The sequence below is a fragment of the uncultured Jatrophihabitans sp. genome, assembly GCF_964252635.1.
Lineage (GTDB): Bacteria > Actinomycetota > Actinomycetes > Mycobacteriales > Jatrophihabitantaceae > Jatrophihabitans.
The window spans coordinates 1-22612 of record NZ_CAXUNP010000031.1; the positions used below are offsets into that span (position 1 = coordinate 1).

Genomic DNA, 22612 nt, shown 5'->3' on the forward strand with positions numbered 1-22612 from the left:
CGGCGGGGAGCGCCGCCCCGTCCGCGCGCCGCGCGCGCCCCGCCCCCCGCCAGTCCACCCCGGCGCAGAACATCCCGCCGGCGGCCGACCCCGTCGCGCCACCCGCTCCGCCGGCTGCCTACCCCGCCGACCCGCCTGCCGCGCGTCCCGCCACCCCGCCGGGGTCCGACGAATACACCGAGACCGTCCTGGTCCCCACCCAGATCGTGCTGGGCGTGGTGGTCGCCGTCGTGGCCGGCGCCATCCTGCTGGCGCTCGGCGTGTGGCCGCTGGCCATCGTCGCCGTGCTCGTCGTCGCCGGCGTCTCGGCCTACCTCGGCGTGCAGATCCTGACGGTGACGCGCACCCGCGTCGCGATCGGGCAGGGCCGGGGCGACAAGTCGCCGCACACCATCGAGGCCACTGAGATCGCCGCCGCCGAGGTGCAGTCGGTGACCTGGCCGCAGTGCTTCGGCATCGGCGTGCCCGACACGGTCGACACCACGCGGTTCACGGTGCGCGCCGGCGCGGTGGTGGCGCTGACGAAGCGGGACGGCGAACTGGTGCGCATCACCGCCCGCGATCCGCAGGCCGTGCTCGACCGCTTCGGCCGCTGACCACGGTCAGCCGGTCGGCACCAGCCCGCCGGTGAGCCAGGTGGACCAGTTGACGTTCCAGTCGCCGTAGCCCTTGCCCAACGTCATCGCCGGGCCGTCGGCGTTCGGGAACGTCACCACGTCGCCCACGCTCAGGAACCTGTAGAGCCGCTGGGCGTCCGACGGCAGCAGGTTGGTGCAGCCGTTGGAGGAGTCCACGCCGTTACGGATGTGGGAGACGTTCCACGGCGCCGAGTGCAGGTACTCGCCGCCGTAGGTCAGGCGCTGCGTCCATTTCACCCCGCACTCGTGGTAACCCGGGCCGCGCATGCAGATGCTGCGCCCCTTCTCCATGATCACCTTGGTGCCCCGCGCCGTCGGCGTGTTCGACGCACCCAACGACACCGGGAACGTCCCGTACTGCTTGCCGTTGTCGGTCACCGTCATCCGGTGCGTCGAGTCGTCGACCGTCGACACGATCCGGTCGTGGGTCGAGAAGTCCAGCGTCAGGCTGTCGTCGTAACTCAGGCCCGGGCCCGCAGACAGCCCCTTCGCCGGGATCCCCACGTGGATCTTGGCGTTCGCCGGCCAGTAGTTCTCCATCCGGAAGTGACCCTCGATCGGGTAGCTCGCCTTGGCCGAGGAGTACTCGAAGTACCAGGCACCCTTGGCGGGCCTGCCGTTCACGGTCACCGTCGTCGCGGCCTGCAACGCCTTCGCGTTGCTGATCTTCTTCGAGAAGTAGGCGATCACCGGCATGCCCACGCCGTAGTCCGACCCGTCACTGTTCAGCAAGGTGATGTGCACCGGCTTGGTGGGCGTCGACGGGGCAGAGGTGGAGGCGGCGGCCGAGGTGTGCGAGGCCGGGTGCGACACCGAGCCGGTGCCGCCGACCGCGGTGTGCCGCCCGCCGCGTGAACCGCCCGCCGTGAGCGCGACGGACACGATGACGGCGACGACAGCCGCGGCAGCCACGAGCGGGGCCGCCACGCGGACCCAGCCCCGGTGCCCGTGCCTGGCCGGCTCGGTGGCGAAACGGGGTGGCGGGACCGGCGAGTGATCGCCGAACGCGGCACGAGCACGGGCGTCGAACGCATCGGCCAGCCGACGGCGCAGCTCGTCGTCCGACGTCACCTGATCAACCCTGCTCTGTCAGCGGCCATGATGTGTAGTCGCGCAGCGGCCCGTTCACGTTGCCACTCGCGCACGATCAGGTGGTGCTGACGAGTCCACCGGTGAGCCAGTTGGACCAGTTGACGTTCCAGTCGCCGTAACCTTTGCCCAGCGTCATGGCCGGTCCGTTGGCGTTGGGGTAGATGACGACGTCACCGATGCCGAGGAAGCCGTAGAGGCGCTGGGCGTCGGACGGGAGCAGGTTGGTGCAACCGTTGGAGGAGTCGACCCCGCTGCGGATGTGGGAGACGTTCCACGGCGCCGAGTGCAGGTACTCGCCGCCGTAGGTCAGGCGCTGCGTGTACTTCACTCCGCACTCGTAGTAACCCGGGCCGCGCATGCAGATGCTGCGGCCCTTCTCCATGATCACCTTGGTGCCCCGCGCCGTCGGCGTATTGGACGCACCCAACGAGACCGGGAAGGTCCCGTACTGCTTGCCGTTGTCGGTCACCGTCATCCGGTGCGTGGAGTCGTCGACCGTCGAGACAATCCGGTCGTGGGTCGAGAAGTCCAGCGTCAGGCTGTCGTCGTAGCTCAACCCGCTGCCCGCGGACAGCCCCTTCGCCGGGATCCCCACGTGGATCTTGGAGTTCGCCGGCCAGTAGTTCTCCATCCGGAAGTGACCCTCGATCGGGTAGCCGGCGTTCGCCGAGGAGTACTCGAAGTACCAGGCGCCCTTGGCGGACTTGCCGTTCACGGTCAAGGTCGTCGCCGCCTGCAGCGCCTTCGCGCTGCCGATCTTCTTCGAGAAGTAGGCGATCACCGGCATGCCCACGCCGTAGTCCGACCCGTCGCTGTTCAACAGCTTGATGTGCACGGGCTTGGTGGGCGGCGGGGTCGGCTTGGCCGACGTCGAGGGGGCCGCGCTGGAGGATGCCGCGGCGCTCGACGACGCGCCCTTGGACGCGGTCGCGGAGGCCCCGCCGGTCTCGCTGCCGGACGAGGAGCAGGCGGTGGCCAGCAGCCCGGTAGCGGCGGTCACGGACACGGCGATGAGCCCGAGGCGCAGGCGTTTCGGCATAGACACGCGGACCACGGTAGGTGACGGCCCGTGATCCCCCCAAACCTGCGGGGTTCTTTTCACATCTCGGCAACCTCGACCGGGGCCAGGGCGACCTCGCTATTGATGCCCCTGCCGACCGAGTCAGGGATCGGCGGCTCAGACCGCGTCGCGCAGCCGTTGGCTGATGACCTGGGTCACGCCGTCGCCGCGCATGGTGACCCCGTACAGGGCATCCGCGATCTCCATCGTGCGCTTCTGGTGGGTGATCTGGATGATCTGGCTGCTCGCGCGCAGCTCGTTCACCAGCCCCAGCAGGCGCCCCAGGTTCGTGTCGTCGAGCGCGGCCTCGATCTCGTCCATGATGTAGAAGGGGCTGGGCCGGGCCCGGAAGATGGCCACGAGCAGGGCCACCGCCACGAGGGACCGCTCGCCGCCGGACAGCAGCGACAGCCGCTTGACCTTCTTGCCCGGCGGCCGCGCCTCGACGTCGATGCCGGTCAGCAGCATGTCGTCGGGTTCGGTGAGCACCAGACGCCCGTCGCCGCCGGGGAACAGCGTCGCGAAGACGATCTCGAACTCGCGGGCGACGTCGTGGTACGCGGCGGTGAACACCTCGAGGATGCGGTCGTCGACCTCCTTGACCACGGTCAGCAGGTCGCGGCGCGTCGCCTTGAGGTCCTCGAGCTGGGTCGAGAGGAACTGGTGACGCTCCTCCAGCGCGGCGAACTCCTCGAGCGCGAGCGGGTTGACCTTGCCGAGCAGGGCGAGGTCGCGTTCGGCGCGGGCGGCGCGCTTCTCTTGCACCGCGCGCTCGTAGGGCCCGGGTTGCGGGGCGACGACCTGCTCGCCCCGCTCGCGGGCCTGCTCGTACTCGGCGACCTCCAGCGCGCTGGGTGGCGTCGGCAGGTCGGGCCCGTACTCGGCGACGAGCGTGTCCACCGCGACGCCGTACTCCTCGACGGACCGGGCCTCGAGCTGCTCGATGCGCAGGCGCTGCTCGGCGCGCATGACCTCGTCGCGGTGCACGGCGTCGGTGAGCCGGGCGAGGTTCTCGGCGAGCTCGCGGATGCGGGCCCGGACGCCGCCGAGCTCGTTCTCCCGGTCGGCCCGGCCCTGCTGCACCTGGTCGCGTTCGGCTGCGGCGGTCGCCACCGAGGTGGCGATGAGGGTGAGCGTGTGACGCGCCGCGTCGCGCACCTCGGCGGCGACGACCGCTCCCCTGGCCCGCGCCGCCCGCGCCTCGCGCTGCTTGCGGCGGGCGGTGCGTTCGATCTCCGCGGCGCGGGTCAGCTGCTCGGCGCGACCCCCCAGGGCCCGCACCCGCTCCTCGCCGGTCCGAACGCGCAGGCGGGAGTCCATCTCGTCCTGGCGGGCGGTCGCGACCTGCGCGGCCAGCGCGTCGCGCTCGGCGGTGTCGGGCTCGGCGGGCTCGTCGGAGACGGACTCGGCCAGGGTCAGCCGTTCCTCGAGCCCGGCCAGGGCCGACAGGTCCCGTTCGCGGGCCTCGTCGACGGCGGCGCGGGACTCGTCCATCCGGGCCGCCTCGGCGCCGGCCGAGCGCACCGCCTGGCCGAGCTGGGCCAGCTGCTCGGAGACGGCCGAGAGGGCGGCGTCGGACTCGTGCAGCGCCTCCAGCGCCTGCTCGACCTCCTGCCGGGACGACGCGGACTCCTCGCGGGCCGCGGCCAGCTCGGCGTGCAGCCGGTCGTGGCGGGCGGCCGCCTCGTCGGCCTTGTGCCGGGCCTCCTCGACCGCGGCGGTGATCTCGATGACGCTCGGCGTGGACGCCGACCCGCCGACGGACCAGTGGTGGCCCAGGACGTCGCCGTCGGCGGTGACGGCCCGGACGTCGGGGTGGGTGCCGACGAGGTCGGCCGCGGCGTCGAGGTCGGCCACCACCGCGACCCGGTCGAGGGCGGTGTCGACGCTCGCCTTCAGTGCGGGCGGGGCGCTGACGACGTCGACGGCCCAGACGGCGCCGGCGGGCAGTGCCGGGAGTGCCGGGCCGGTCGGGCCGGACGTCGCCGCCCCGACGAGCAACCCCGCGCGGCCGGCGTCCTCCGCCTTGAGCAGCGCCAAGGCGGCGACTGCGTCCTGGGGCGTGCCGACGGCGACGGCGTCGGCGACCGCGCCCAGCGCGGCCGCGACGGCCGTCTCGTGCCCGGGCTGCACGGTGACCAGGTCGGCGACCGAGCCGAGCAGGCCGGGCAGGTGGCCGCCGGCGGCCAGCAGCGCCGCGGTGCCGTCCTTGCGGGTGAGGCCGACGACCAGGGCGTCGGCGCGGGCGGTCCACGTCGACCGGTCGCGCTCGGCGGCCCGCTCGGCGTCGGCGAGCTCGTGGACCCGCGCCTCGACCGCCTCGTGGGCGGCGACCGCGTCCTCGTGCCGGGTGTCGAGACCCAGCTCGCCGGCGTCGAGCGCGCCGACCTCGGTCTGGACGCGCTCGAGCTCGCTCTCGGCCTGTCGCGCGCGCTCGCGGGCGTCCGAGGCCGCTGCGGCCAGCCGCTCGCTCTCGTCGCGCCCGGCAGCCGCCCGGGCCCGGGCGGCGTTGACCTGGCCGGTGAGGGTGGCGATGCCCTCACGCCGGTCGGCGACCGCCCGCACCGCGGCGACCACGGACCGCTCGGCGTCGGTGAGCCGGCGCTCGAGGGCCTGGCGTTCGGCGACGACGTCGGTGAGCGCGGCGTGCGCGAGATCGAGCTCGGCCTGCAGCCCGGCCTCCTCCTCGCGGACCTGGGCGGCCTCGGCCTCCATCTGCTCCGGGTCGCGACCGGTGCGGGTGTCGTCGGGCTGCGCGGCCAGGTGCCGCGCCCGCTCCGCGGCCAGCGAGCCGGTGCCGCGCAGCCGTTCCTCGAGGGTCGACAGGCGGTACCAGGTCTCCTGGGCGCGGGCCAGCAGCGGCGCGTCGGTGGCCAGGGCCGCGTCGAGCTCGGCCTCCCGTTCCCGCGCCGCGGCCAGGCCGGTCTCGACCTCGGCGCGGCGTGCCCGGACCGCGTCCTCGTCGGCGATCTCGCGCTCGAGCTCGGCGCGCAGGGTGATGACGTCGTCGGCGAGCAGCCGCAGCCGGGAGTCGCGGAGCTCGGCCTGCACACCCTGGGCCCGCCGGGCGATCTCGGCCTGCCGGCCGAGCGGCTTGAGCTGGCGGCGCAGTTCGACGGTCAGGTCGGTGACGCGGGTCAGGTTGGCCTGCATCGCGTCCAGCTTGCGGAGCGCCTTCTCCTTGCGCTTGCGGTGCTTGAGGACGCCCGCGGCCTCCTCGATGAACCCGCGGCGCTCCTCCGGCCGGGCCTGCAGCACCGCGTCGAGCTGGCCCTGGCCGACGATGACGTGCATCTCGCGGCCGATGCCGGAGTCCGAGAGCAGCTCCTGGATGTCGAGCAGGCGGGCGCTCTCGCCGTTGATCTCGTACTCGCTGCTGCCCTCGCGGAACATCCGCCGGGTGATCGAGACCTCGGCGAAGTCGATGGGCAGGGCGCCGTCGTTGTTGTCGATGGTCAGGGTGACCTCGGCCCGGCCGAGCGGCGGCCGCCCGGCGGTGCCGGCGAAGATGACGTCCTCCATCTTGCCGCCGCGCAGGGCCTTGGCGCCCTGCTCGCCGAGCACCCAGGCGATGGCGTCGACGACGTTGCTCTTGCCGGAGCCGTTCGGGCCGACGACCGCCGTGATCCCGGGTTCGAAGCGCAGCGTCGTGGCCGAGGCGAAGGACTTGAAGCCTCGCAGCGTCAGCGACTTGAGGTGCACGAATCTCCCGCGAGTGGCCGGTCTGTGTCGGCGACGAACCTACCTCGCCGCGGGCGGGCCGGGCGTCAGGCCAGGGCGGGCTCGGCCGAACCGGTGAGGTCGTGCAGCTCGATGTCGCGCAGGTCGAGGTCCGCGGTCTGCTGTGCGCGCGCCTCGGCGAGCTGGGTCTCCAGGTCGGCGACGCGCCGTCGCAGGCGGGTCACCTCGAGGGCGAGGATCTGTTCGTTCGACGTGCCGATGTGTCCCAGCAGGGCGCGTGCCATGTGGCGACCTTTCCGTTCCCCGGGCGTCCGCAGGTCCTGCCGGTCGGCGAGATCGGCCGCGGAGCGTGTTCGCGTTGTGGTGACCGCAGCGGGAGGTGGGATTCGCCGGGGCGCGCTTCGAGGTGGCGAAGGGCGTGTGGCGGAGGACAGACTCCCGTCCAGTCACGTCATCGTCCCACCCACCGGACTCCAGGGTCAACATGCGTGCGCTGTGGCGCCGCTGGGCGTGGTGTCTAGGCAGCCGTCCGGTGCGGCGCACGCGGGGGGCGCTGGCACGTCGGGCAGAAGAAGCTCGACCGGTTCATGAAGGTGGCCCGGCGGACGGGGGTGCCGCAGCGCGGGCAGGGCCGCCCCTCCTGCCCGTACACGGCCAGGGCACGGTCGAAGTACCCGCTCTCGCCGTTGACGTTGACGTACAGCGCGTCGAAGGAGGTGCCGCCGGCGCGCAGGGCCGACCGCAGCACGGCGCGCACGTGGTCGAGCAGGTCGGCCACCGCGCCCCGGCTGAGCCCCCGCGTCCGGCGCTGACCGTGCAGCATGGCGCGCCACAGCGACTCGTCGGCGTAGATGTTGCCGATGCCGGAGATCAACGTCTGGTCCAGCAGGGCCCGCTTGATCTCGGTGTTCTTCGCGCGCAGCCGGGTGGCGAAGTCCGCGTCGTCGAAGAACGGGTCGAGCGGGTCGCGGGCGATGTGCGCGATCTGCGCCGGGACGTGCTCCCCGGGGCGGTCGAGCGTCGGCACGAGCGGGTCCAGCAGCACGCCGCCGAATGTGCGCTGGTCGACGAAGCGCAGCTCGGGGCCGCCGTCGTTGAAGGTCAGTCGGACGTGCAGGTGCTTCTGCTCGGCCGTGTCGGCGGGTTGCACGAGCAGCTGCCCGCTCATCCCCAGGTGCCCGACCAGCGCCTCGTCCCGGGGGCCGTCGGCGTCGCCGAGCGGTAGCCAGAGGTACTTCCCGCGCCGGGACGTGGCGAGGACGGTGAGCCCGGGCAGGCGGGCCTCCAGGTCGGCGCCGCCGCCGAGGTGGCGACGGACGGCACGGGGATGACGGACCTGCACCGCGGCCAGGGTGCGGCCGGTGACCCACCGGTCGAGACCCTCGCGGACGGTCTCGACCTCGGGGAGTTCGGGCACGGGTCAGGTACGCCCGTCGAGGGCTGCCGCCGGCCCGTCCGTGGCGGGGGCGTCGGTCGGGCTCGATGCGTCCGGCCGGGTGACTCCCGGCAGGTCGCCGCCGCCGACACGCGCGGATATCGCGCGCCACGCCGTCTCGGCGGCCTGTTGCTCGGCCTCCTTCTTGCTGCGCCCCGTGGACGGGGAGAACAGCTCGCCGGCGATGTGGGCCTGCGCGGTGAAGGTCTTCTCGTGGTCGGGGCCGCTCGAGGTCATGACGTATTCGGGCACGCCCAACCCCTGCTCGGCGGTCAGCTCCTGCAGGCTGGTCTTCCAGTCGAGGCCCGCGCCGGCGCTCGCGGCGTCGTCGAGCAGCCCGTCGAAGAGCGTGTGGACAACCCTTGTGGCGACGTCGAGACCGCGGTCGACGTAGATGCAGCCCAGAACGGCCTCGAGGGTGTCGGCCAGGATGCTGAGCTTGTCGCGGCCCCCGGTGCCCTCCTCGCCACGGCCGAGGAGCAGGTACGCGCCGAGGCCGTCGGGGCCGATGCCCCGCGCGACGCCGGCCAGCGCCCGCATGTTGACGACCGACGCCCGCAGCTTGGCCAGCTTGCCTTCGGCGAGGTCGGGGTGGCTGCGGTAGAGCGTGTCGGTGACGACGATGCCGAGCACCGCGTCCCCGAGGAACTCGAGCCGTTCGTTGTGCGGCAACCCGCCGTGCTCGTAGGCGAAGGAGCGGTGGGTGAGGGCACGACGCAGCAGCCCGGCGTCGAGTTCGACGTCGAGAGCCTCTTCCAACCCGCTCTGGTCGGCGGGCACTGCATCGGTCACCTGCGCCTACCTCTCGAGAACGGGCTGTTCGACGAAAGGCGCCGGGTCAGACGGCCAGAACCTGCTTGCCGTCGTACTGGCCACAGTTGGCGCATGCGGTGTGCGGCAGCTTCATCTCGCCGCAGGCCCGGTTCGGGCAGCGCACGAGCGTCGGGGCGGACGTCTTCCACTGCGACCGGCGGGACCGGGTGTTGCTGCGCGAGGTCTTCCGCTTCGGGACGGCCATCGTTGGTACTCCTTCGTCAACCGCACCGGCTGGTGCGTGGTCATGTGTATCAGGCGTTGATCTGTCAGGTGGTCGTGCCGTCGCCCGCCGGCTCGGCGAAGGCGGCCAGGGCCGCCCAGCGCGGGTCGACCGTCGCGTGCGTGTGATCGGCCGGCAGCTCGTCCAGACGCTGCCCGCAGTCGGCGCACAGCCCGGCACAGTCGGGCCGGCACAGCGGGGTCCACGGCAGCGCCAGGACGACGGTGTCCCGGACCACCGGCTCGACGTCGACGAGGTCGCCGTCGACCCGGTACACCTCGTCGCGCTCGGTGGTCTCGTCGGTGGAGCTGGCCGCGTACGCGAACAGCTCGACGACGTCGACGGTCACCTCGTCGGTGATCGGGTCGAGGCAGCGCGCGCACTGCCCGGTGAGCGGCGCCGACACGGTGCCCGTGACCAGCACGCCCTCGGTGACCGACTCGAGCCGCAGCTCGAGCACGAGCTCCGCACCCGCCGGCACCCCGATGACGTCGAGACCGAGGCGCTCGGGAGCCGGCACGACCCGCCGGTACTCGCGCATCGCGCCGGGCTGGCGGCCGAGTTCGCGCAGGTCGAACACGAACGGGCTGCGCGGTTGGGCGCCACCCGGCGTGCGGACCTTCGGTGTGTGCGGCATCGGCTTCTTGTCAGCTGGGCGGGCAGGCGAGGGACGCGCACGCGAGGGCGATGCGCGATCGGAACAGGTCGGGACCGGCCGGAATTGCTCGGAACGGGTCGAGACCGTCGTCCAGCCTAACCGAGCGGCGCACCTACGCCGAAATCGAGGACCAGCCGTCGTCGGGCTGCGCGTCGTTCCCGGGCTCGGCGGCGGCGTCGAACGGGCGGTCCGACGTCCAGGCCGTGGCGCGCCGCTGGGCGAGCGCGGTGCGACCCTGCTCGGCGGTCTGTGCGGAGCGGTGCAGCACGGCCGCGAGGTCGTCCAGGGTGCGCTCGGCGTAGTTCTCGGCGTCGGCGGTGAGCTTGGTGGCGTAGCGCTCGGCCTCCGAGCGGGCCTGGTGGGCGTAGGCGTCGGCCTCGCCGCGCACCCGCTGGTCGTAGTGCTGCGCCTCGCCGGTGAGCTGGCGCTGGTAGGACTCGGCGTCCTCGCGCAGGGCCGTGGCGGCCTGCGCCGCGCCCTGGTGCACCGCGGTGGTCGAGACGAGCCGGGCGTGCTCGTCGTTGGCCTCGGCGAGCACCTGGTTCGCCTGCTCCTGCGCCGCGACCACGGTGGCCTCGGCGCGGTGACCGGCGTCGGCCAGGATCGTGTCGGCCTCGGCGGCGGCACGCTCGCGGTTGGCGGCGGCCTGCTCGTGGGAGTCGCGCAGCACCTGGTCGCGGCGGGCGATCAGCGTGCGGGCCTGGTCCATCTCGGGCGGCATGACCTCGCGCAGCTCGTCGAGCAGGTCCAGGACGCGCTCGCGCGGGACGACGCAGGACGCCGACATGGGCACGGCGCGGGCGGTCTCCACCAGCTCGATGAGCTCCGAGAGCAGCCCGTCGACCCGTCGCAGCGACTCGTCGGTCATGCGCCCGCCTTCGTCAGGCGCTGACGGCGTGCTGGCCGCATCGATGACCTCGCAAGCTCGGTCATGACAACCCCCTGGTCCTCGCGTCAGCCTGTGGAGGTGCGCTCCTTCAGGCGGGTGAAGACGTCCGGCGGGACGAGCGAGCTGACGTCGCCGCCCCACTTCGCGATCTCCTTGACCAGGCTAGAGGCAAGGAAGCTGTATTCCGGGTTGGTCGGCATGAACAGCGTGTCGATCCCGGCCAGGCCGCGGTTCATCTGCGCCATCTGCAGCTCGTAGTCGAAGTCGCTGACGGCGCGCAGCCCCTTGACGATCACCGGGATCTCGCGGGCCCGGCAGTAGTCGACGACCAGTCCCTCGAAGGTGTCGATCGCGACGTTGCCGTAGTGCCGGGTCTCGTCCTGCAGCATCTCGCGGCGCTCGTCGACGGTGAACAGGCTGGACTTCGACTGGTTGACGAACACGGCGACGACGACCTCGTCGTACAGCGCGGCCGTGCGGCCGATGATGTCGAGGTGGCCGTTGGTGACGGGGTCGAACGACCCGGGGCACAGTGCTCGACGCACCTTGGGGGTCACGCCGTCCGGCGCCTGCGGGTCGGGGGGCTTCATCGCGGGCGACCGTACCAAAGCACGGTGTCCCCGTACCGTGCTTCGCGCACGGGTGTGAGCGACGCAATGCCGTCGAACGGCGACCCGGAACGGGCGTCGCGCTCGATGACGATCACGCCGTCGCGCGCGAGCCGGCCCGGACCGGCGGCGTGCTCGACCCAGGCACCGCCGGTCTCGGCGTACGGCGGGTCGGCGAACACCAGGTCGAACGGCCGGTCGGGCTCGTCGGGTTCGTCGTGCAGGAACGCGGTGACGGCGCGGGCGACCACGGTCACGCCGGGCAGCGCGACGGTCTCGACGTTGCGTCGGATCACGTCGACGGCCCGACGGTTCGACTCGACGAGCACCACCTGCTCGGCCCCGCGGGACAGCGCCTCCAGCCCGACGGCCCCCGTACCGGCGTACAGGTCGAGCACGCGGGCGCCGTCGAGGTCGACGTAACCGGCCAGGGTGTTGAACAGGGCCTCCCGGGTGCGGTCCGAGGTCGGACGGGTCGCGGGTGCCGGCGTCGCGAGCCGCCGCCCCCGGGCCGCCCCCGCCACGATCCGCATGCGCGTCAGGTCTTCTCGAGGTAGTCGGCCTGCTCGTCGGCGACGAGGGCGGTCACCTGGGCGGCGAGCAGCGGGTGCTCGGCAAGCTCCGGGTCGCGCGCCACCAGGTCGGTGGCCTCGGCGCGCGCGGCCACGATCAGGTCCTCGTCGCGCAACAGCGACAGCAGCCGCAGCTGGCTGCGGCGTCCCGACTGCGCGGCGCCGAGCACGTCGCCCTCGCGTCGTTGGGCGACGTCGAGTCGCGCGAGCTCGAAGCCGTCCGTGGTGGCGGCGACCGCGTCGAGACGCTCGCGCGCGGGCGACTCGGCGTCGGCCTCGGTGACGAGCAGGCACACGCCCGGGTGGCCGCCCCGCCCCACGCGCCCGCGCAGCTGATGGAGCTGCGAGACGCCGAAGCGGTCGGCGTCGAGGATGACCATGACGGTGGCGTTCGGGACGTCGACGCCGACCTCGATCACCGTCGTGGCGACCAGGACGTCCAGCCGCCCGGCCGCGAAGTCCGTCATGTCGCGGTCCTTCTCGTCCGGGTGCAGCCGTCCGTGCAGGACCGCGAGGCGCAGGCCGCGCAACGGCCCCTCGGCCAGCAGCGGCGCGACGTCGGTGACGGCGGTGGGCGGCTTGCGCGACGACGTCTCGTCGTCCGGTTCGCCGTCGGCGCCCGTGTCGTCCTCGTAGCCCTTCTCGGCGTCACCCTCACCCTCGCCGATGCGGGGGGCGACCACGTAGGCCTGGCGGCCGGCCGCGACCTCCTCGCGGATGCGCTGCCACACCCGGTCCAGCCAGCTCGGCTTCTCGGCCGCCGGGACGACGGTGGTGGTGATCGGTGCGCGGCCGGCCGGCAGCTCGGCCAGCGTCGAGGTCTCGAGGTCGCCGAACACGGTCATGGCCACCGTGCGCGGGATCGGCGTGGCGGTCATGACGAGCACGTGCGGCGGGCGGGACGCCTTGCCCCGCAGCGCATCCCGCTGCTCGACGCCGAAGCGGTGCTGCTCGTCGACGACGACCAGGCCGAGATCGGCGAACTGCACGTGCTCCTGGATCAGGGCGTGCGTGCCGACGACGATGCCGGCCTCTCCCCCGGCGGCCTCGAGCAGCGCCCGCTTGCGGGCCGCGGCGGGCAGCGACCCGGTGAGCAGCGTGACGCGGGTGCCGTCGGCGGCGCCGCCGAGCTGGCCGCCGTGGGCCAGCGGGCCGAGCATGCCGTCGATGGTGCGGGCGTGCTGGGCGGCGAGGACCTCGGTGGGGGCGAGCAACGCCGCCTGCCCCCCGGCGTCGACGACCTGCAGCATCGCGCGCAGCGCCACGACCGTCTTGCCGGAGCCGACCTCGCCCTGCAGCAGGCGGTGCATCGGGTGCTCGGTGGCCAGCTCGCCGGCCACCTGCTCGCCGATGTCGCGCTGCCCCGCCGTCAGCTCGAACGGCAGCCGGGCGTCGAAGGCGGCCAGCAGCCCGCCGGTCCGAGCGGCCCGCGCCGTGGCGGGGTGGCCGGCGGCCGCGTGCCGCCGTTGGGCCAGGGCGAGCTGCACGCCCAGCGCCTCGTCCCACGCGAGCCGGCGCCGCGCGGCCTGCCACTGCGCGCGGTCCGCGGGTTCGTGCATGGCCCGTACTGCGGTGTCGAGGTCGAGCAGGCCCCGCCGGGCCCGCACCTCGGTGTCGACGGGGTCGGGCACGGCGTCGAGCATCACCAGGGTGTGCCGGACCGCGTTCGAGATCGTCCACGTGCGCACGGCCTGCGTCGCCGGGTACACCGGGATCAGCCGGCCGGCGTAGACGTCGGCCTCCGCCGCCTCGGTCGAGCTGCCGGCGTCGTCACCCAGCAACAGGTAGTCGGGGTGCACGAGCTGACGGCGGCCGCGGAAGTCGCCGACCTTGCCCGAGAACAGGCCGCGGCGCCCGGGCTGCAGGTCACGGATGCGCCAGTTCGCCGTCCGGCCGAAGAAGACGAGCTGCAGCGTGCCGTTCCCGTCGCCGACGACGACCTCCAGGCGGACGCCGTTGCGTGCACGGCGGATGTCGCTGCTGCGCACGTCGGCGACCACGGTCACCTCGTCGTCGATGCGCAGCGACGCAAGGTCGGTCAGCTCACCGCGCTCGGCCATCCGGCGCGGGTAGTGGGCGAGCAGGTCGCGCACCGTGCGCATGCCGAACGCCTTCTCCAGCGGCTTGGCGGTCCGCCCGCCCACGACGTCGACGAGGGCGGTGTCGAGGCTCGCCACGTCACTCGACCCCGATGACGACGACGTTGTCGACCTGTCCGCCCGCGTACACCGAGACGTCGGTGAACGCCGCACGGCCGCGGACGTGCGCCTCGATGAGCTCGCCCGTACGGCCCGGTGCGTCACGGCCGACGACGACGGTCATGAGCTCGGCGCCGACGCCCAGCAGCCGGTCGACGAGGCCGAAGGCGACGGCGAGCAGCCCCCGCCCGATCTCGACGACCTCGCCGTCGATCATGCCGAGCACGTCCCCGGGCTGGCAGATGCCGACGGCGGTGAGCGCCTCGTCGACCGCGATGGTCACCTCGGCGAAGCGCGTCGCCGCCGCGGCCTCGGCCATGGCGACGACGTCGTCGTCGAAGCGACGGGTCGGGTCGTGCACGGCGATCGCGGCCAGTCCCTGCACCGGCGAGCGGGTGGGGACGACGGCGACGCGGATGCCCCGGGCGCGCGCCCGCCTGGCCGCGTCCTCGGCCACCCCGGTGATCCGGGTGGCGTTGGGCAGCAGCACGACCTCGCGGGCCCCGGTCGCGCGGATCCCGGCCAGGACGTCGTCGGCGGTCGGCACGGCGGAGCCCTCGCCGTCGACACCCCGGCGGCCCTCCACGACGTGCACGCCCTCGGAGTCGAACAGGTGCGCGAGCCCGGCCCCCGGGGCCACGGCCAGCACCGTCGCGGCGCCGGCGTCGTCGCGGCCGGCGCGCGGCGCATCGAGAGCGACGACGGAGACGCCGTGCGGGTGCCCGGCCACGAGCCCGCAGTCGAGGGCGGCGCCGATGTCGTCGACGTGGACGTGGACCTTCCAGGTGCCCTCGCCCGCGGCGACGACCGCCACCGAGTCGCCCACCACGTCCAGGGCGGCGCGCAGGGCCTCGACGGCGTCCGGTGTCGACTCGAGCAGGTACTGCACCTCGTAACCGGGCCCGGCCGCCGGCGCGGCGGCGGGCCGCGCGCCGACCGTGAGCGGGGTGAGCACCGCGGGCGCACCCGTGACGGTGCGGGTCAGAGCGTCGAGCAGGACGAGCAGGCCCCGGCCACCGGCGTCGACGACGCCGGCCCGGGCCAGTTCGGGGAGCTGGTCGGGGGTGCGCAGGAGGGCGGCGTCCGCCCCGGCCACCGCCGTGACGAGCACGTCGGCAAGCGTGTCGCCGCGAGCGTGGTCGGCGGCGGCGCGGGCCACCGACAGGATGGTGCCGTCGAGGGGGTTCACGACCGCCTCCCGGCCGAGCACGGCCCCGCGGGCCAGCCCGGTGCACAAGGAGGCGCTGTCCCAGCGACCCGACCCGGCGACGGCCTCGGCGAGCCCGCGCAGCACCTGCGACAGGATGAAACCCGAGTTGCCGACCGCACCCTCAGCCGCCCCGCCGGCCATGGCCGCGAGGGCCGCGACCGCGTCGTCACCGGCACGGCTGCCGGCCAGAGCGGCGTCGGCGGCCCGCACCGTGGACAGCATGTTGGTGCCCGTGTCGGCGTCCGGGACCGGGAACACGTTCAGCGCGTCGATGTCGTCGCGACCGGCCTCGAACAGCGCGACGGCGGTGCGGCTCCAGTCGCGCACGGCGTCCGCGTCCAGCACCTCGGGCATGGCTGGTGACGATACTGCTCCGGACGGGCCGTGGTTTGGACGCGGCCGGGGCAGCCGTTAGACTCGTGGGGTTGCCCGGTGCCGTCTGCGCCTGCGGCCTCACCCCTGATCAGATCGACCGAGGAGTTCCACGTGGCCAGCGTCTGCGACGTCTGCGGCAAGGGTCCCGGGTTCGGCATGTCCGTATCCCACTCACACCGCCGTACCCACCGCCGGTGGAACCCGAACGTGCAGACCGTCCGCGCGCTCGTCGCCCCCGGCACCCGGCGCCGGCTCAACGTCTGCACCTCCTGCCTGAAGGCCGGCAAGGTCACCCGCGCCTAGCAGGCACCATCATCGCCAGGGCCCGTCCACCCGGACGGGCCCTGTTCTGTTTGAGAGCTGGGCGCATGCCCGGCCCGGTCGCCTAGCTGACGGACGCGCCGATCGGCTTGGCGAAGAACAGCGCGCCGCCGAGGTCCGCGTAGTACCCGAACGGTGCGCTCGGCTCGTAGCCGCTGCTGCGGTACAGCGCGACCGCCGCGCGCTGCACGGGGCCGGTGTTGAGCACCAGCTCGGTGATCCCCGCCGCCGCCGCACTCGCCTCGATCGCGGCCAGCACCACCCGTGACAGGCCGCGCCCGCGCACGTCGGGGGTGACGTACATGCGCTTGAGCTCGGCCACGGTGTCCGACTTGCGGCGCCAGCCGCCCATCGCCACGGCCCGCCCGTCCAGGGTCCCGACCAGCAGCACGCCCTGGGGCGGCACGAACTCGCTGACGTCGACGACCGCGGCGTCCGGGCCGCCGTACATCTGCACGTACTCGGCCTGCACCGCCGCGACCATGCGGGTGACATCGGGGTCGTCGTAGGGCCGGGCGGTGATCTCGAACGACACGCCCACGACAGTAACGAGCGGTCGACCTCAGCTGCGGAAGTGCTCGTGCCCACCCTGCGGCCAACGCCGCCCGTCGACGCGGACCCCGTCCCCCTCGGACACGACGCCGACGACGCGCCAGGGATCCGGGAGCTCGGTGCCACGCGGGAAGGTCGCCGCCAGCGCGTAGTCGTCGCCGCCGGTCACGACCCAGACCAGGGGGTCGACGTTCAGGGCCGCGCCGACCTCACGCAGCTTGGCCGGGACGTCGAGCAGGTCGGCCCGCAGCTCGATCCGCACCCCGCTGGCCGCGGCGACGTGGCCGAGGTCGGCAACCAGGCCGTCGGACACGTCGGTCATCGCCGTGGCGCCCAGCGCGGCCGCCCGCTGACCCTCGAAGTAGGGCGGCTCGGGGCGGCGGTGCGCGTTGACGACCTGGACGGGCGAGCGGAACCCGCGGCCCAGTACGGCGAAGCCGGCGGCGGCCCAGCCGAGACGACCGCAGACCGCGACGGTGTCGCCCACCTTCGCCCCGCCGAGCGTGACCGGCGCGGACCCGCCGAGGTCACCGAGTGCGGTCAGGGCCAGGGTGATCGTCTCGGCCGCGGTGACGTCGCCGCCCACGACGGCCGCCTCCGCCGACGCGCACTCGGCCCGCAGCCCGGCGACCAGCCCGTCGACCCATGACAGCTCGAGCTCGCCGGGGCAGCCGAACGCGACGAGCAGGGCGGTCGGGGTGGCGCCCATCGCGGCGATGTCGGAGAAGGCACGGGCCGCGGCCTTGTGGCCGACGTCCTCGGCCGTCGACCAGTCGCGGCGGAAGTGGCGGTTCTCGATGAGCATGTCGGTGGAGGCGACCACGCGGTTGTCGGACGTGGCGACCACCGCGGCGTCGTCACCGGGCCCGATGAGGGTGGACGGCGCCGTCTCGAGGCCGGCGACCACCCGGGCGATGACGCCGAACTCGCCGGCGTCGGAAACGGTGGTGATGACGGACTCCCTGGCTCGGTGGCGACGGTGCACGGGTACAGGCCCACGACGAAGCCTGGCAGGCGGTCGCGGGCGGGCGGGCGGCGGGCCTGCGCTACGTTCTACCGGTCCGCACGCCGGTGTCACCACCGGGCGCGCCGCACCGTCGCCCGCGGTCAGCGCGGCGTAGATGAACGGAGCCCAGCATGAGTGTCAGCGCCTACGTGCTGATCCAGACCGAGGTCGGCAAGGCCGCCGCCGTGGCCGCCGAGATCGGCGGACTGGCCGGTGTCACCACCGCCGAGGACGTCACCGGTCCCTACGACGTCATCGTGCGCGTCGAGGCCGGCTCCGTCGACGAGCTGGGCAAGCTCGTCGTGGCGAACGTGCAGGCGGTCGCGGGCATCACCCGCACCCTCACCTGCCCGGTCGTGCACCTCTAGACCGTCGGGCTCCCGCGATCGACCCCGTCACCCGCCGCGCGGCACTGATCGCGAGCGCGGTCACCCTGCCGTTGCTGGTCGTGGCCGCGGTCGCGCTCGTGGCGGCGACCGCGGGTGGCGACAGCTCGTCCTCGCCCTCGAAGAGCCCGGGCGGACCGCTGAACGCGTCGGCCCCGCCGCAGGTCGGCGCTCAGGCGGCCGCGTGCACCAAGGTGCTGGCCCAGCTGCCGGTGAAACTCGGCGCGCTGGCGCCGCGCATCGTGCACCCCTCGCCGCCCACCCCGTTCGTCGTGGCGTGGGGCAACCCGGCCGTCGTCCTGCGCTGCGGGGAGGCGAAACCGGCGAGCCTGCGCCCGGGCTCGTCGACCCAGTTCTTCCAGAACGGCACGGCGGCGGACGGGCCGTACTTCGACGTGACCAAGGGCGACGGCGGCAATGTCTTCACGACCGTCGACCGCGCGGCCTACGTCGCCGTCGTCGTGCCGCGGCAGTACCAGGGCGCGACCGTCGTACCGCCCCTGTCCGACGCCATCGCCAAGGCACTGCCGGCGGTGTGCTCGGTGCCCGACAGCAACGGCCGTACCGGCTCGCTGCCCCTGTGCACCCGGCGGAAGTAGACCCGCCCCCGGAGGGTTACCGGTCCTCGACGCGGCGGCGGGCGGCCTGGTCGGCGGCGCGGGTGAAGGCCCCGACCAGCCCCTGGATGGCGAGCGGCCGGATCCGGTCGAGCAGCGCCACGACCTGCTCGTGGCTGAGCTCACCCTGCTGATAGGGCCCCCACACGGTGCGCGCGAACAGCTCGTTGAGGCCCTCGGCGACGGCGGTGGCGTGCGTCTCGATGATCTGCGCCGACTCACTCAGGAACTCGGGGGTGACCGGCAGCTCGAGCAGCTCCAGCGCGTACCCCAACACCGCCGACGAGGTGCGGTACCGCTCGTCGGGCAGCCGCACCAGCGCCCCCACGTCGACCAGGTAGCCGAGCTGGCGGTCGTCGAGGTGGCGGCCCAGGCGGCGGTCGAGGGCGAAGCGGTCGAGCACCTCCGTCTGCTCCGGCAGCCACGGGGCCAGCACGGCGCCGTGCACCACGTACTCGGCCGGCGCGGCGTCGTGCGGTATCCGGGCGAGCACCCGTTCGATGGCGGCCAGGGTGTAGCCGTGCTCCTGCAGCGTGCGAATGAGGTCGAGACGCATGCGGTGCCGCGCGTCGTAGTAGGCAACCCGGCCGCGCCGTTCCGGCGAGGGCAGCAGGCCCTCGCTGGCGTAGAACCGCACGGTGCGCACGGTCATCCCGGTGCGCGCAGCCAGCTCGTCGACGGTCAGACCTCCGTCGACTCCCGTCGCCCGGGTGCCGGTGGCGTGGGCGCCGCTTGCGGCGGTGCCCATTGCGTCGGTGCTGGTCACGGGACGACGATAGACCACATCACCAGCACTGGCGCTTCATTACTGTGACAGTGATACTGGCAGGATCTCCTATCGGCGAGACTCGCCGCACCTCGGACAGGACGGACCCACTGATGACAGACGCCTTCGTCTACGACACCTTGCGCACGCCGCGCGGCAGGGGCAAGGCCACCGGCTCGCTGCACGCCACCAAGCCCGTCTCCCTCGTCGTCGGGCTGCTCGACGAGGTGAAGGAGCGCAACCCCGGCCTGGACCCGCAGCACGTCGAGGACGTCATCCTCGGCGTCGTGTCGCCGATCGGTGAGCAGGGCGCCGACATCGCCCGCACCGCCGCGCTGGCCGCCGGGTACGAGAACTCCGGCCCGGGCTTCCAGCTCAACCGCTTCTGCGCGTCCGGTCTGGAGGCCGTCAACGTCGCCGCGCAGAAGATCGCGTCCGGCTGGGAGGACCTCATCATCGCCGGCGGCGTCGAGTCGATGTCGCGCGTGCCGATGGGCTCCGACGGCGGACCGTGGGCCATGGACCCCGAGACCGCCTACGAGACCAGCTTCGTGCCCCAAGGCGTCAGCGCCGACCTCATCGCCACGCTGGAGGGCTTCAGCCGCACCGACGTCGACACCTACGCCGCCGAGAGCCAGGACCGTGCCGGCAAGGCCATCGCCAACGGTGCGTTCAGCAAGTCGATCGTGCCCGTCCGCGACCTCAACGGTGACGTCGTGCTCGACGTCGACGAGTTCCCGCGCCCGGGCACCACGGTCGAGTCCCTCGGCTCGCTCAAGCCGTCCTTCGCCGGCGTCGGCGAGATGGGCGGCTTCGACGCGGTGGCCCTGCAGAAGTACCACTGGGTCGAGTCGATCAACCATGTGCACTCCCCCGGCAACTCCTCGGGCATCGTCGACGGCGCCGGGCTCGTCGTCATCGGCAGCGAGCAGGCCGGCAAGGACAACAACCTGACCCCGCGCGCCCGCATCGTGTCCGTCGGCGTCGCAGGTACCGAGCCGACGATCATGCTCACCGGCCCGACCCCGTCGGCGCAGAAGGCGCTGGCCAAGGCCGGGCTGACCGTCGACGACATCGACCTCTTCGAGCTGAACGAGGCCTTCGCCGCCGTGGTCCTGAAGTTCATGAAGGACCTGTCGATCCCCCACGAGAAGATCAACGTCAACGGCGGGGCCATCGCGCTCGGCCACCCGCTCGGAGCCACCGGCGCCATGATCCTGGGCACACTCGTCGACGAGCTCGAGGCCCGCGATCTGCGCTACGGCCTCGCCACGCTGTGCGTAGGCGGCGGCATGGGCGTGGCCACCATCGTCGAGCGAATCTGAGCAGGGGGACCCGCATGAGCACGAACGTGATCCGTTGGGACAAGGACGACGAGGGCATCGTCACCCTGACCCTCGACGACCCGAACGCCCGCGCCAACACCATGACCGACGACTTCCGTGCATCGCTGTCGGACGCCGTCGACCGGCTGGAGAAGGACGACTCCGTCACCGGCGTCGTCGTCACCAGCGCGAAGAGCACCTTCTTCGCTGGCGGCGACCTGAAGACGCTGAGCAAGGTGACCGCCGAGAACAGGGACGAGTTCAGCCGCGGCGTCGAGCGCATCAAGGCCGACTTCCGCCGCCTCGAGAAGCTCGGCAAGCCCACCGTCGCCGCCCTCAACGGTGCGGCGCTCGGCGGTGGCCTGGAGATCGCGCTGGCCTGCAACCACCGCATCGCCCTGGACAACCCGAAGTCGCAGTTCGGTCTGCCCGAGGTCACCCTCGGCCTGCTGCCCGGCGCCGGCGGCGTCACCCGCATCGTGCGCCTGCTGGGCGTCACCGACGGGCTGATGAAGGTGCTGCTGGAGGGCACCCGCTACAAGCCGGCCAAGGCCGTCGAGGTCGGCATCGTCGACGAGCTCGCGAGCTCGCCCGACGAGATGCTCGCCAAGGCGCGTGAGTGGATCAAGGCCAACCCGCAGACCGAGCAGCCGTGGGACGCCAAGGGCTACCGCATGCCCGGCGGCACGCCGTCGAACCCGAAGCTCGCCGGCATGCTGCCCGCGTTCCCGGGCAACCTGAAGAAGCAGCTCAAGGGCGCCCCGATGCCCGCGCCGCACCACATCATGTGCGCCGCGGTCGAGGGCGCGACGGTGGACTTCGACAGCGCGCTGAAGATCGAGGGCCGGTACTTCGTCAACCTGGCCACCGGTCAGGTCGCGAAGAACATGATCCAGGCGTTCTGGTTCAACCTGAACGCCATCAACGGCGGCGCCTCGCGGCCCGACGGCTTCGACAAGCGCCTGCCCGAGAAGGTCGCCGTGCTCGGCGCCGGGATGATGGGCGCGGGCATCGCCTACGTCACGGCGCAGGCCGGTGCGCAGGTGCTGCTCAAGGACGTCTCGATGGAGGCGGCCGAGAAGGGCAAGGCGTACTCGCAGAAGCTGCTCGACAAGGCGGTCAGCCGCGGAAAGATCACCGAGGCCAAGCGCGAGGAGGTGCTGGGCCGCATCACGCCCACCGCCGACTACGCCGACCTCGAGGGTTGCGACTTCGTCGTCGAGGCCGTCTTTGAGAAGGTCTCGTTGAAGCACGAGGTCTTCCAGGAGACCGAGAAGGTCGTCAACGGCGACGCGCTGCTCGGGTCGAACACGTCGACGCTGCCCATCACGTCGCTCGCCGAGGGCGCGCAGCGCAAGCAGGACTTCATCGGCCTGCACTTCTTCTCCCCCGTCGACAAGATGCCGCTGCTCGAGATCATCCGCGGCGAGCAGACCTCCGACGAGGCGCTGGCCCGAGCGCTCGACTACGCCATGGCCATCAAGAAGACGCCCATCGTGGTCAACGACAGCCGCGGGTTCTTCACCTCGCGGGTGATCGGCACGTTCGTCAACGAGGCGCTGGCCATGCTCGGCGAGGGCGTCCACCCCGCCACCATCGAGCAGGCCACCACGCAGGCCGGGTACCCCGTCGGTGCGCTGCAGCTCGCCGACGAGCTCAACCTCGAGCTGTTCCTCAAGATCCGCAACGAGACGCGTGCGGCCATGGGCGACAGCTACGTCCGGCACCCCGCCGAGGACATCGTCGAGAAGATGGTCGAGCTGGGTCGTCCGGGCCGGCTCGCCGGCAAGGGCTTCTTCGACTACGACGAGTCCGGCAAGCGCACCGGGCTCTGGCCGGGCCTCGCCGAGACGTTCCCCGTGCAGGGCGACCCGTCGAAGGTCGACGTGCACGAGCTCGGTGAGCGCATGCTCGTCATCGAGGCCGTCGAGTCGGCGCGCTGCGTCGACGAGGGCGTGCTCCTGACCACGGCTGACGCCAACATCGGTTCGATCATGGGCATCGGGTTCCCGCCGTGGACCGGCGGCGTGCTGCAGTACATCAACGGCTTTGCCGGCGGGGTGGCAGGTTTCGTCGCCCGCGCCGACGAGTTCACGCAGCGCTTCGGCGCCCGCTTCGAGCCCAACCCGCTGCTGCGCAAGAAGGCCGAGAACGGCGAGACCTTCTAGTTGCTTTCGAGTTGTCCGC

Annotated in this window: 21 protein-coding genes and 1 pseudogene; 6 read left to right on the plus strand and 16 right to left on the minus strand. The window is 72.9% G+C overall.

The genetic code is table 11. The features are described from left to right. Nucleotides 1–596 (plus strand): annotated as a pseudogene (locus tag ACFFCA_RS13770) (hypothetical protein); the annotation flags it as partial. A gap of 6 nt (nucleotides 597–602) precedes the next feature. Here ACFFCA_RS13770 and ACFFCA_RS13775 read toward each other — a convergent pair. The 13 genes from ACFFCA_RS13775 to ACFFCA_RS13835 all read right to left on the minus strand — a co-directional run bounded on the left by ACFFCA_RS13775 (nucleotide 603) and on the right by ACFFCA_RS13835 (nucleotide 15431). Next, nucleotides 603–1709 (minus strand): L,D-transpeptidase, encoded by a 1107-nt coding sequence (locus ACFFCA_RS13775; protein ID WP_375485720.1) that lies wholly within the window; start codon nucleotides 1707–1709, stop codon nucleotides 603–605. Nucleotides 1710–1785: 76 nt separating this feature from the next. Continuing rightward, nucleotides 1786–2769: a L,D-transpeptidase gene (locus ACFFCA_RS13780; protein ID WP_375485806.1), complete on the minus strand. Its 984-nt coding sequence runs from the start codon at nucleotides 2767–2769 to the stop codon at nucleotides 1786–1788. Between the two features lie 138 nt (nucleotides 2770–2907). Continuing rightward, nucleotides 2908–6492, minus strand: a complete 3585-nt coding sequence (smc, locus tag ACFFCA_RS13785) for a chromosome segregation protein SMC (protein WP_375485722.1) — start codon at nucleotides 6490–6492, stop codon at nucleotides 2908–2910. 65 nt (nucleotides 6493–6557) lie between these two features. Then, nucleotides 6558–6755: a hypothetical protein gene (locus ACFFCA_RS13790; RefSeq protein WP_375485724.1), complete on the minus strand. Its 198-nt coding sequence runs from the start codon at nucleotides 6753–6755 to the stop codon at nucleotides 6558–6560. Between the two features lie 233 nt (nucleotides 6756–6988). Further along, nucleotides 6989–7888, minus strand: a complete 900-nt coding sequence (mutM, locus tag ACFFCA_RS13795) for a bifunctional DNA-formamidopyrimidine glycosylase/DNA-(apurinic or apyrimidinic site) lyase (protein WP_375485726.1) — start codon at nucleotides 7886–7888, stop codon at nucleotides 6989–6991. 3 nt (nucleotides 7889–7891) lie between these two features. After that, complete coding sequence (gene rnc / locus ACFFCA_RS13800) at nucleotides 7892–8698, minus strand: ribonuclease III (RefSeq protein WP_375485727.1); 807 nt, start codon at nucleotides 8696–8698, stop codon at nucleotides 7892–7894. Between the two features lie 46 nt (nucleotides 8699–8744). Further along, a complete protein-coding gene (gene rpmF, locus ACFFCA_RS13805) occupies nucleotides 8745–8924 on the minus strand; it encodes a 50S ribosomal protein L32 (protein WP_375485729.1) in 180 nt (59 codons plus the stop codon). A 64-nt stretch (nucleotides 8925–8988) separates the two neighbouring features. Next, a complete protein-coding gene (locus tag ACFFCA_RS13810; RefSeq protein ID WP_375485731.1) occupies nucleotides 8989–9579 on the minus strand; it encodes a DUF177 domain-containing protein in 591 nt (196 codons plus the stop codon). A 133-nt stretch (nucleotides 9580–9712) separates the two neighbouring features. Further along, nucleotides 9713–10468 carry a hypothetical protein gene (locus tag ACFFCA_RS13815; RefSeq protein ID WP_375485733.1) on the minus strand — a complete coding sequence of 252 codons (756 nt, stop codon included), beginning with the start codon at nucleotides 10466–10468 and terminating at the stop codon, nucleotides 9713–9715. Nucleotides 10469–10554: 86 nt separating this feature from the next. Further along, the gene (gene coaD, locus ACFFCA_RS13820; protein ID WP_375485808.1) at nucleotides 10555–11034 is read right to left on the minus strand and encodes a pantetheine-phosphate adenylyltransferase; all 480 of its coding nucleotides are present in this window, start codon (nucleotides 11032–11034) and stop codon (nucleotides 10555–10557) included. 41 nt (nucleotides 11035–11075) lie between these two features. After that, nucleotides 11076–11630, minus strand: coding sequence for a 16S rRNA (guanine(966)-N(2))-methyltransferase RsmD (gene rsmD, locus ACFFCA_RS13825; RefSeq protein ID WP_375485735.1), 555 nt, complete (start codon nucleotides 11628–11630; stop codon nucleotides 11076–11078). 5 nt (nucleotides 11631–11635) lie between these two features. Further along, on the minus strand, nucleotides 11636–13846 hold the full coding sequence (gene recG / locus ACFFCA_RS13830; protein WP_375485737.1) for an ATP-dependent DNA helicase RecG: 2211 nt from the start codon (nucleotides 13844–13846) through the stop codon (nucleotides 11636–11638). A gap of 1 nt (nucleotide 13847) precedes the next feature. Then, on the minus strand, nucleotides 13848–15431 hold the full coding sequence (locus tag ACFFCA_RS13835) for a DAK2 domain-containing protein (protein WP_375485739.1): 1584 nt from the start codon (nucleotides 15429–15431) through the stop codon (nucleotides 13848–13850). A 132-nt stretch (nucleotides 15432–15563) separates the two neighbouring features. On the opposite strand from ACFFCA_RS13835, the gene rpmB reads away from it, so the two are divergent. After that, nucleotides 15564–15755 (plus strand): 50S ribosomal protein L28, encoded by a 192-nt coding sequence (rpmB, locus tag ACFFCA_RS13840; protein WP_375485741.1) that lies wholly within the window; start codon nucleotides 15564–15566, stop codon nucleotides 15753–15755. 82 nt (nucleotides 15756–15837) lie between these two features. Here the strand turns inward: rpmB and ACFFCA_RS13845 are convergent, their stop codons facing one another. Together ACFFCA_RS13845 and ACFFCA_RS13850 are read right to left on the minus strand one after the other, a co-directional pair. Then, complete coding sequence (locus ACFFCA_RS13845) at nucleotides 15838–16308, minus strand: GNAT family N-acetyltransferase (RefSeq protein WP_375485743.1); 471 nt, start codon at nucleotides 16306–16308, stop codon at nucleotides 15838–15840. 27 nt (nucleotides 16309–16335) lie between these two features. After that, nucleotides 16336–17310 (minus strand): thiamine-phosphate kinase, encoded by a 975-nt coding sequence (locus tag ACFFCA_RS13850; protein WP_375485745.1) that lies wholly within the window; start codon nucleotides 17308–17310, stop codon nucleotides 16336–16338. A gap of 152 nt (nucleotides 17311–17462) precedes the next feature. Here ACFFCA_RS13850 and ACFFCA_RS13855 point away from each other — a divergent pair, with 152 nt between their 5' ends. Continuing rightward, nucleotides 17463–17699, plus strand: coding sequence for an Lrp/AsnC ligand binding domain-containing protein (locus tag ACFFCA_RS13855; protein ID WP_375485747.1), 237 nt, complete (start codon nucleotides 17463–17465; stop codon nucleotides 17697–17699). A gap of 71 nt (nucleotides 17700–17770) precedes the next feature. Next, nucleotides 17771–18316, plus strand: coding sequence for a DUF3515 family protein (locus tag ACFFCA_RS13860; RefSeq protein ID WP_375485749.1), 546 nt, complete (start codon nucleotides 17771–17773; stop codon nucleotides 18314–18316). A 16-nt stretch (nucleotides 18317–18332) separates the two neighbouring features. Here the strand turns inward: ACFFCA_RS13860 and ACFFCA_RS13865 are convergent, their stop codons facing one another. After that, nucleotides 18333–19100 (minus strand): MerR family transcriptional regulator, encoded by a 768-nt coding sequence (locus ACFFCA_RS13865; protein WP_375485751.1) that lies wholly within the window; start codon nucleotides 19098–19100, stop codon nucleotides 18333–18335. A gap of 110 nt (nucleotides 19101–19210) precedes the next feature. Between ACFFCA_RS13865 and ACFFCA_RS13870 the strand changes: the two genes are divergently transcribed. Both ACFFCA_RS13870 and ACFFCA_RS13875 read left to right on the plus strand, forming a co-directional pair. Next, complete coding sequence (locus tag ACFFCA_RS13870) at nucleotides 19211–20425, plus strand: acetyl-CoA C-acetyltransferase (protein WP_375485810.1); 1215 nt, start codon at nucleotides 19211–19213, stop codon at nucleotides 20423–20425. Between the two features lie 14 nt (nucleotides 20426–20439). Further along, nucleotides 20440–22593: a 3-hydroxyacyl-CoA dehydrogenase NAD-binding domain-containing protein gene (locus tag ACFFCA_RS13875; protein ID WP_375485753.1), complete on the plus strand. Its 2154-nt coding sequence runs from the start codon at nucleotides 20440–20442 to the stop codon at nucleotides 22591–22593. Nucleotides 22594–22612: the final 19 nt, after the last annotated feature.

What these genes read in the sequence shown, in the direction of transcription:
- ACFFCA_RS13780 (WP_375485806.1), bottom strand. Translation starts at nt 2,769, where the DNA reads ATGCCGAAACGCCTGCGCCTCGGGCTCATCGCCGTGTCCGTGACCGCC.
- ACFFCA_RS13790 (WP_375485724.1), bottom strand. Translation starts at nt 6,755, where the DNA reads ATGGCACGCGCCCTGCTGGGACACATCGGCACGTCGAACGAACAGATC.
- rpmF (WP_375485729.1), bottom strand. Translation starts at nt 8,924, where the DNA reads ATGGCCGTCCCGAAGCGGAAGACCTCGCGCAGCAACACCCGGTCCCGC.
- ACFFCA_RS13810 (WP_375485731.1), bottom strand. Translation starts at nt 9,579, where the DNA reads ATGCCGCACACACCGAAGGTCCGCACGCCGGGTGGCGCCCAACCGCGC.
- ACFFCA_RS13815 (WP_375485733.1), bottom strand. Translation starts at nt 10,468, where the DNA reads ATGACCGACGAGTCGCTGCGACGGGTCGACGGGCTGCTCTCGGAGCTC.
- rsmD (WP_375485735.1), bottom strand. Translation starts at nt 11,630, where the DNA reads ATGCGGATCGTGGCGGGGGCGGCCCGGGGGCGGCGGCTCGCGACGCCG.
- ACFFCA_RS13835 (WP_375485739.1), bottom strand. Translation starts at nt 15,431, where the DNA reads ATGCCCGAGGTGCTGGACGCGGACGCCGTGCGCGACTGGAGCCGCACC.
- ACFFCA_RS13855 (WP_375485747.1), top strand. Translation starts at nt 17,463, where the DNA reads ATGAGTGTCAGCGCCTACGTGCTGATCCAGACCGAGGTCGGCAAGGCC.
- ACFFCA_RS13875 (WP_375485753.1), top strand. Translation starts at nt 20,440, where the DNA reads ATGAGCACGAACGTGATCCGTTGGGACAAGGACGACGAGGGCATCGTC.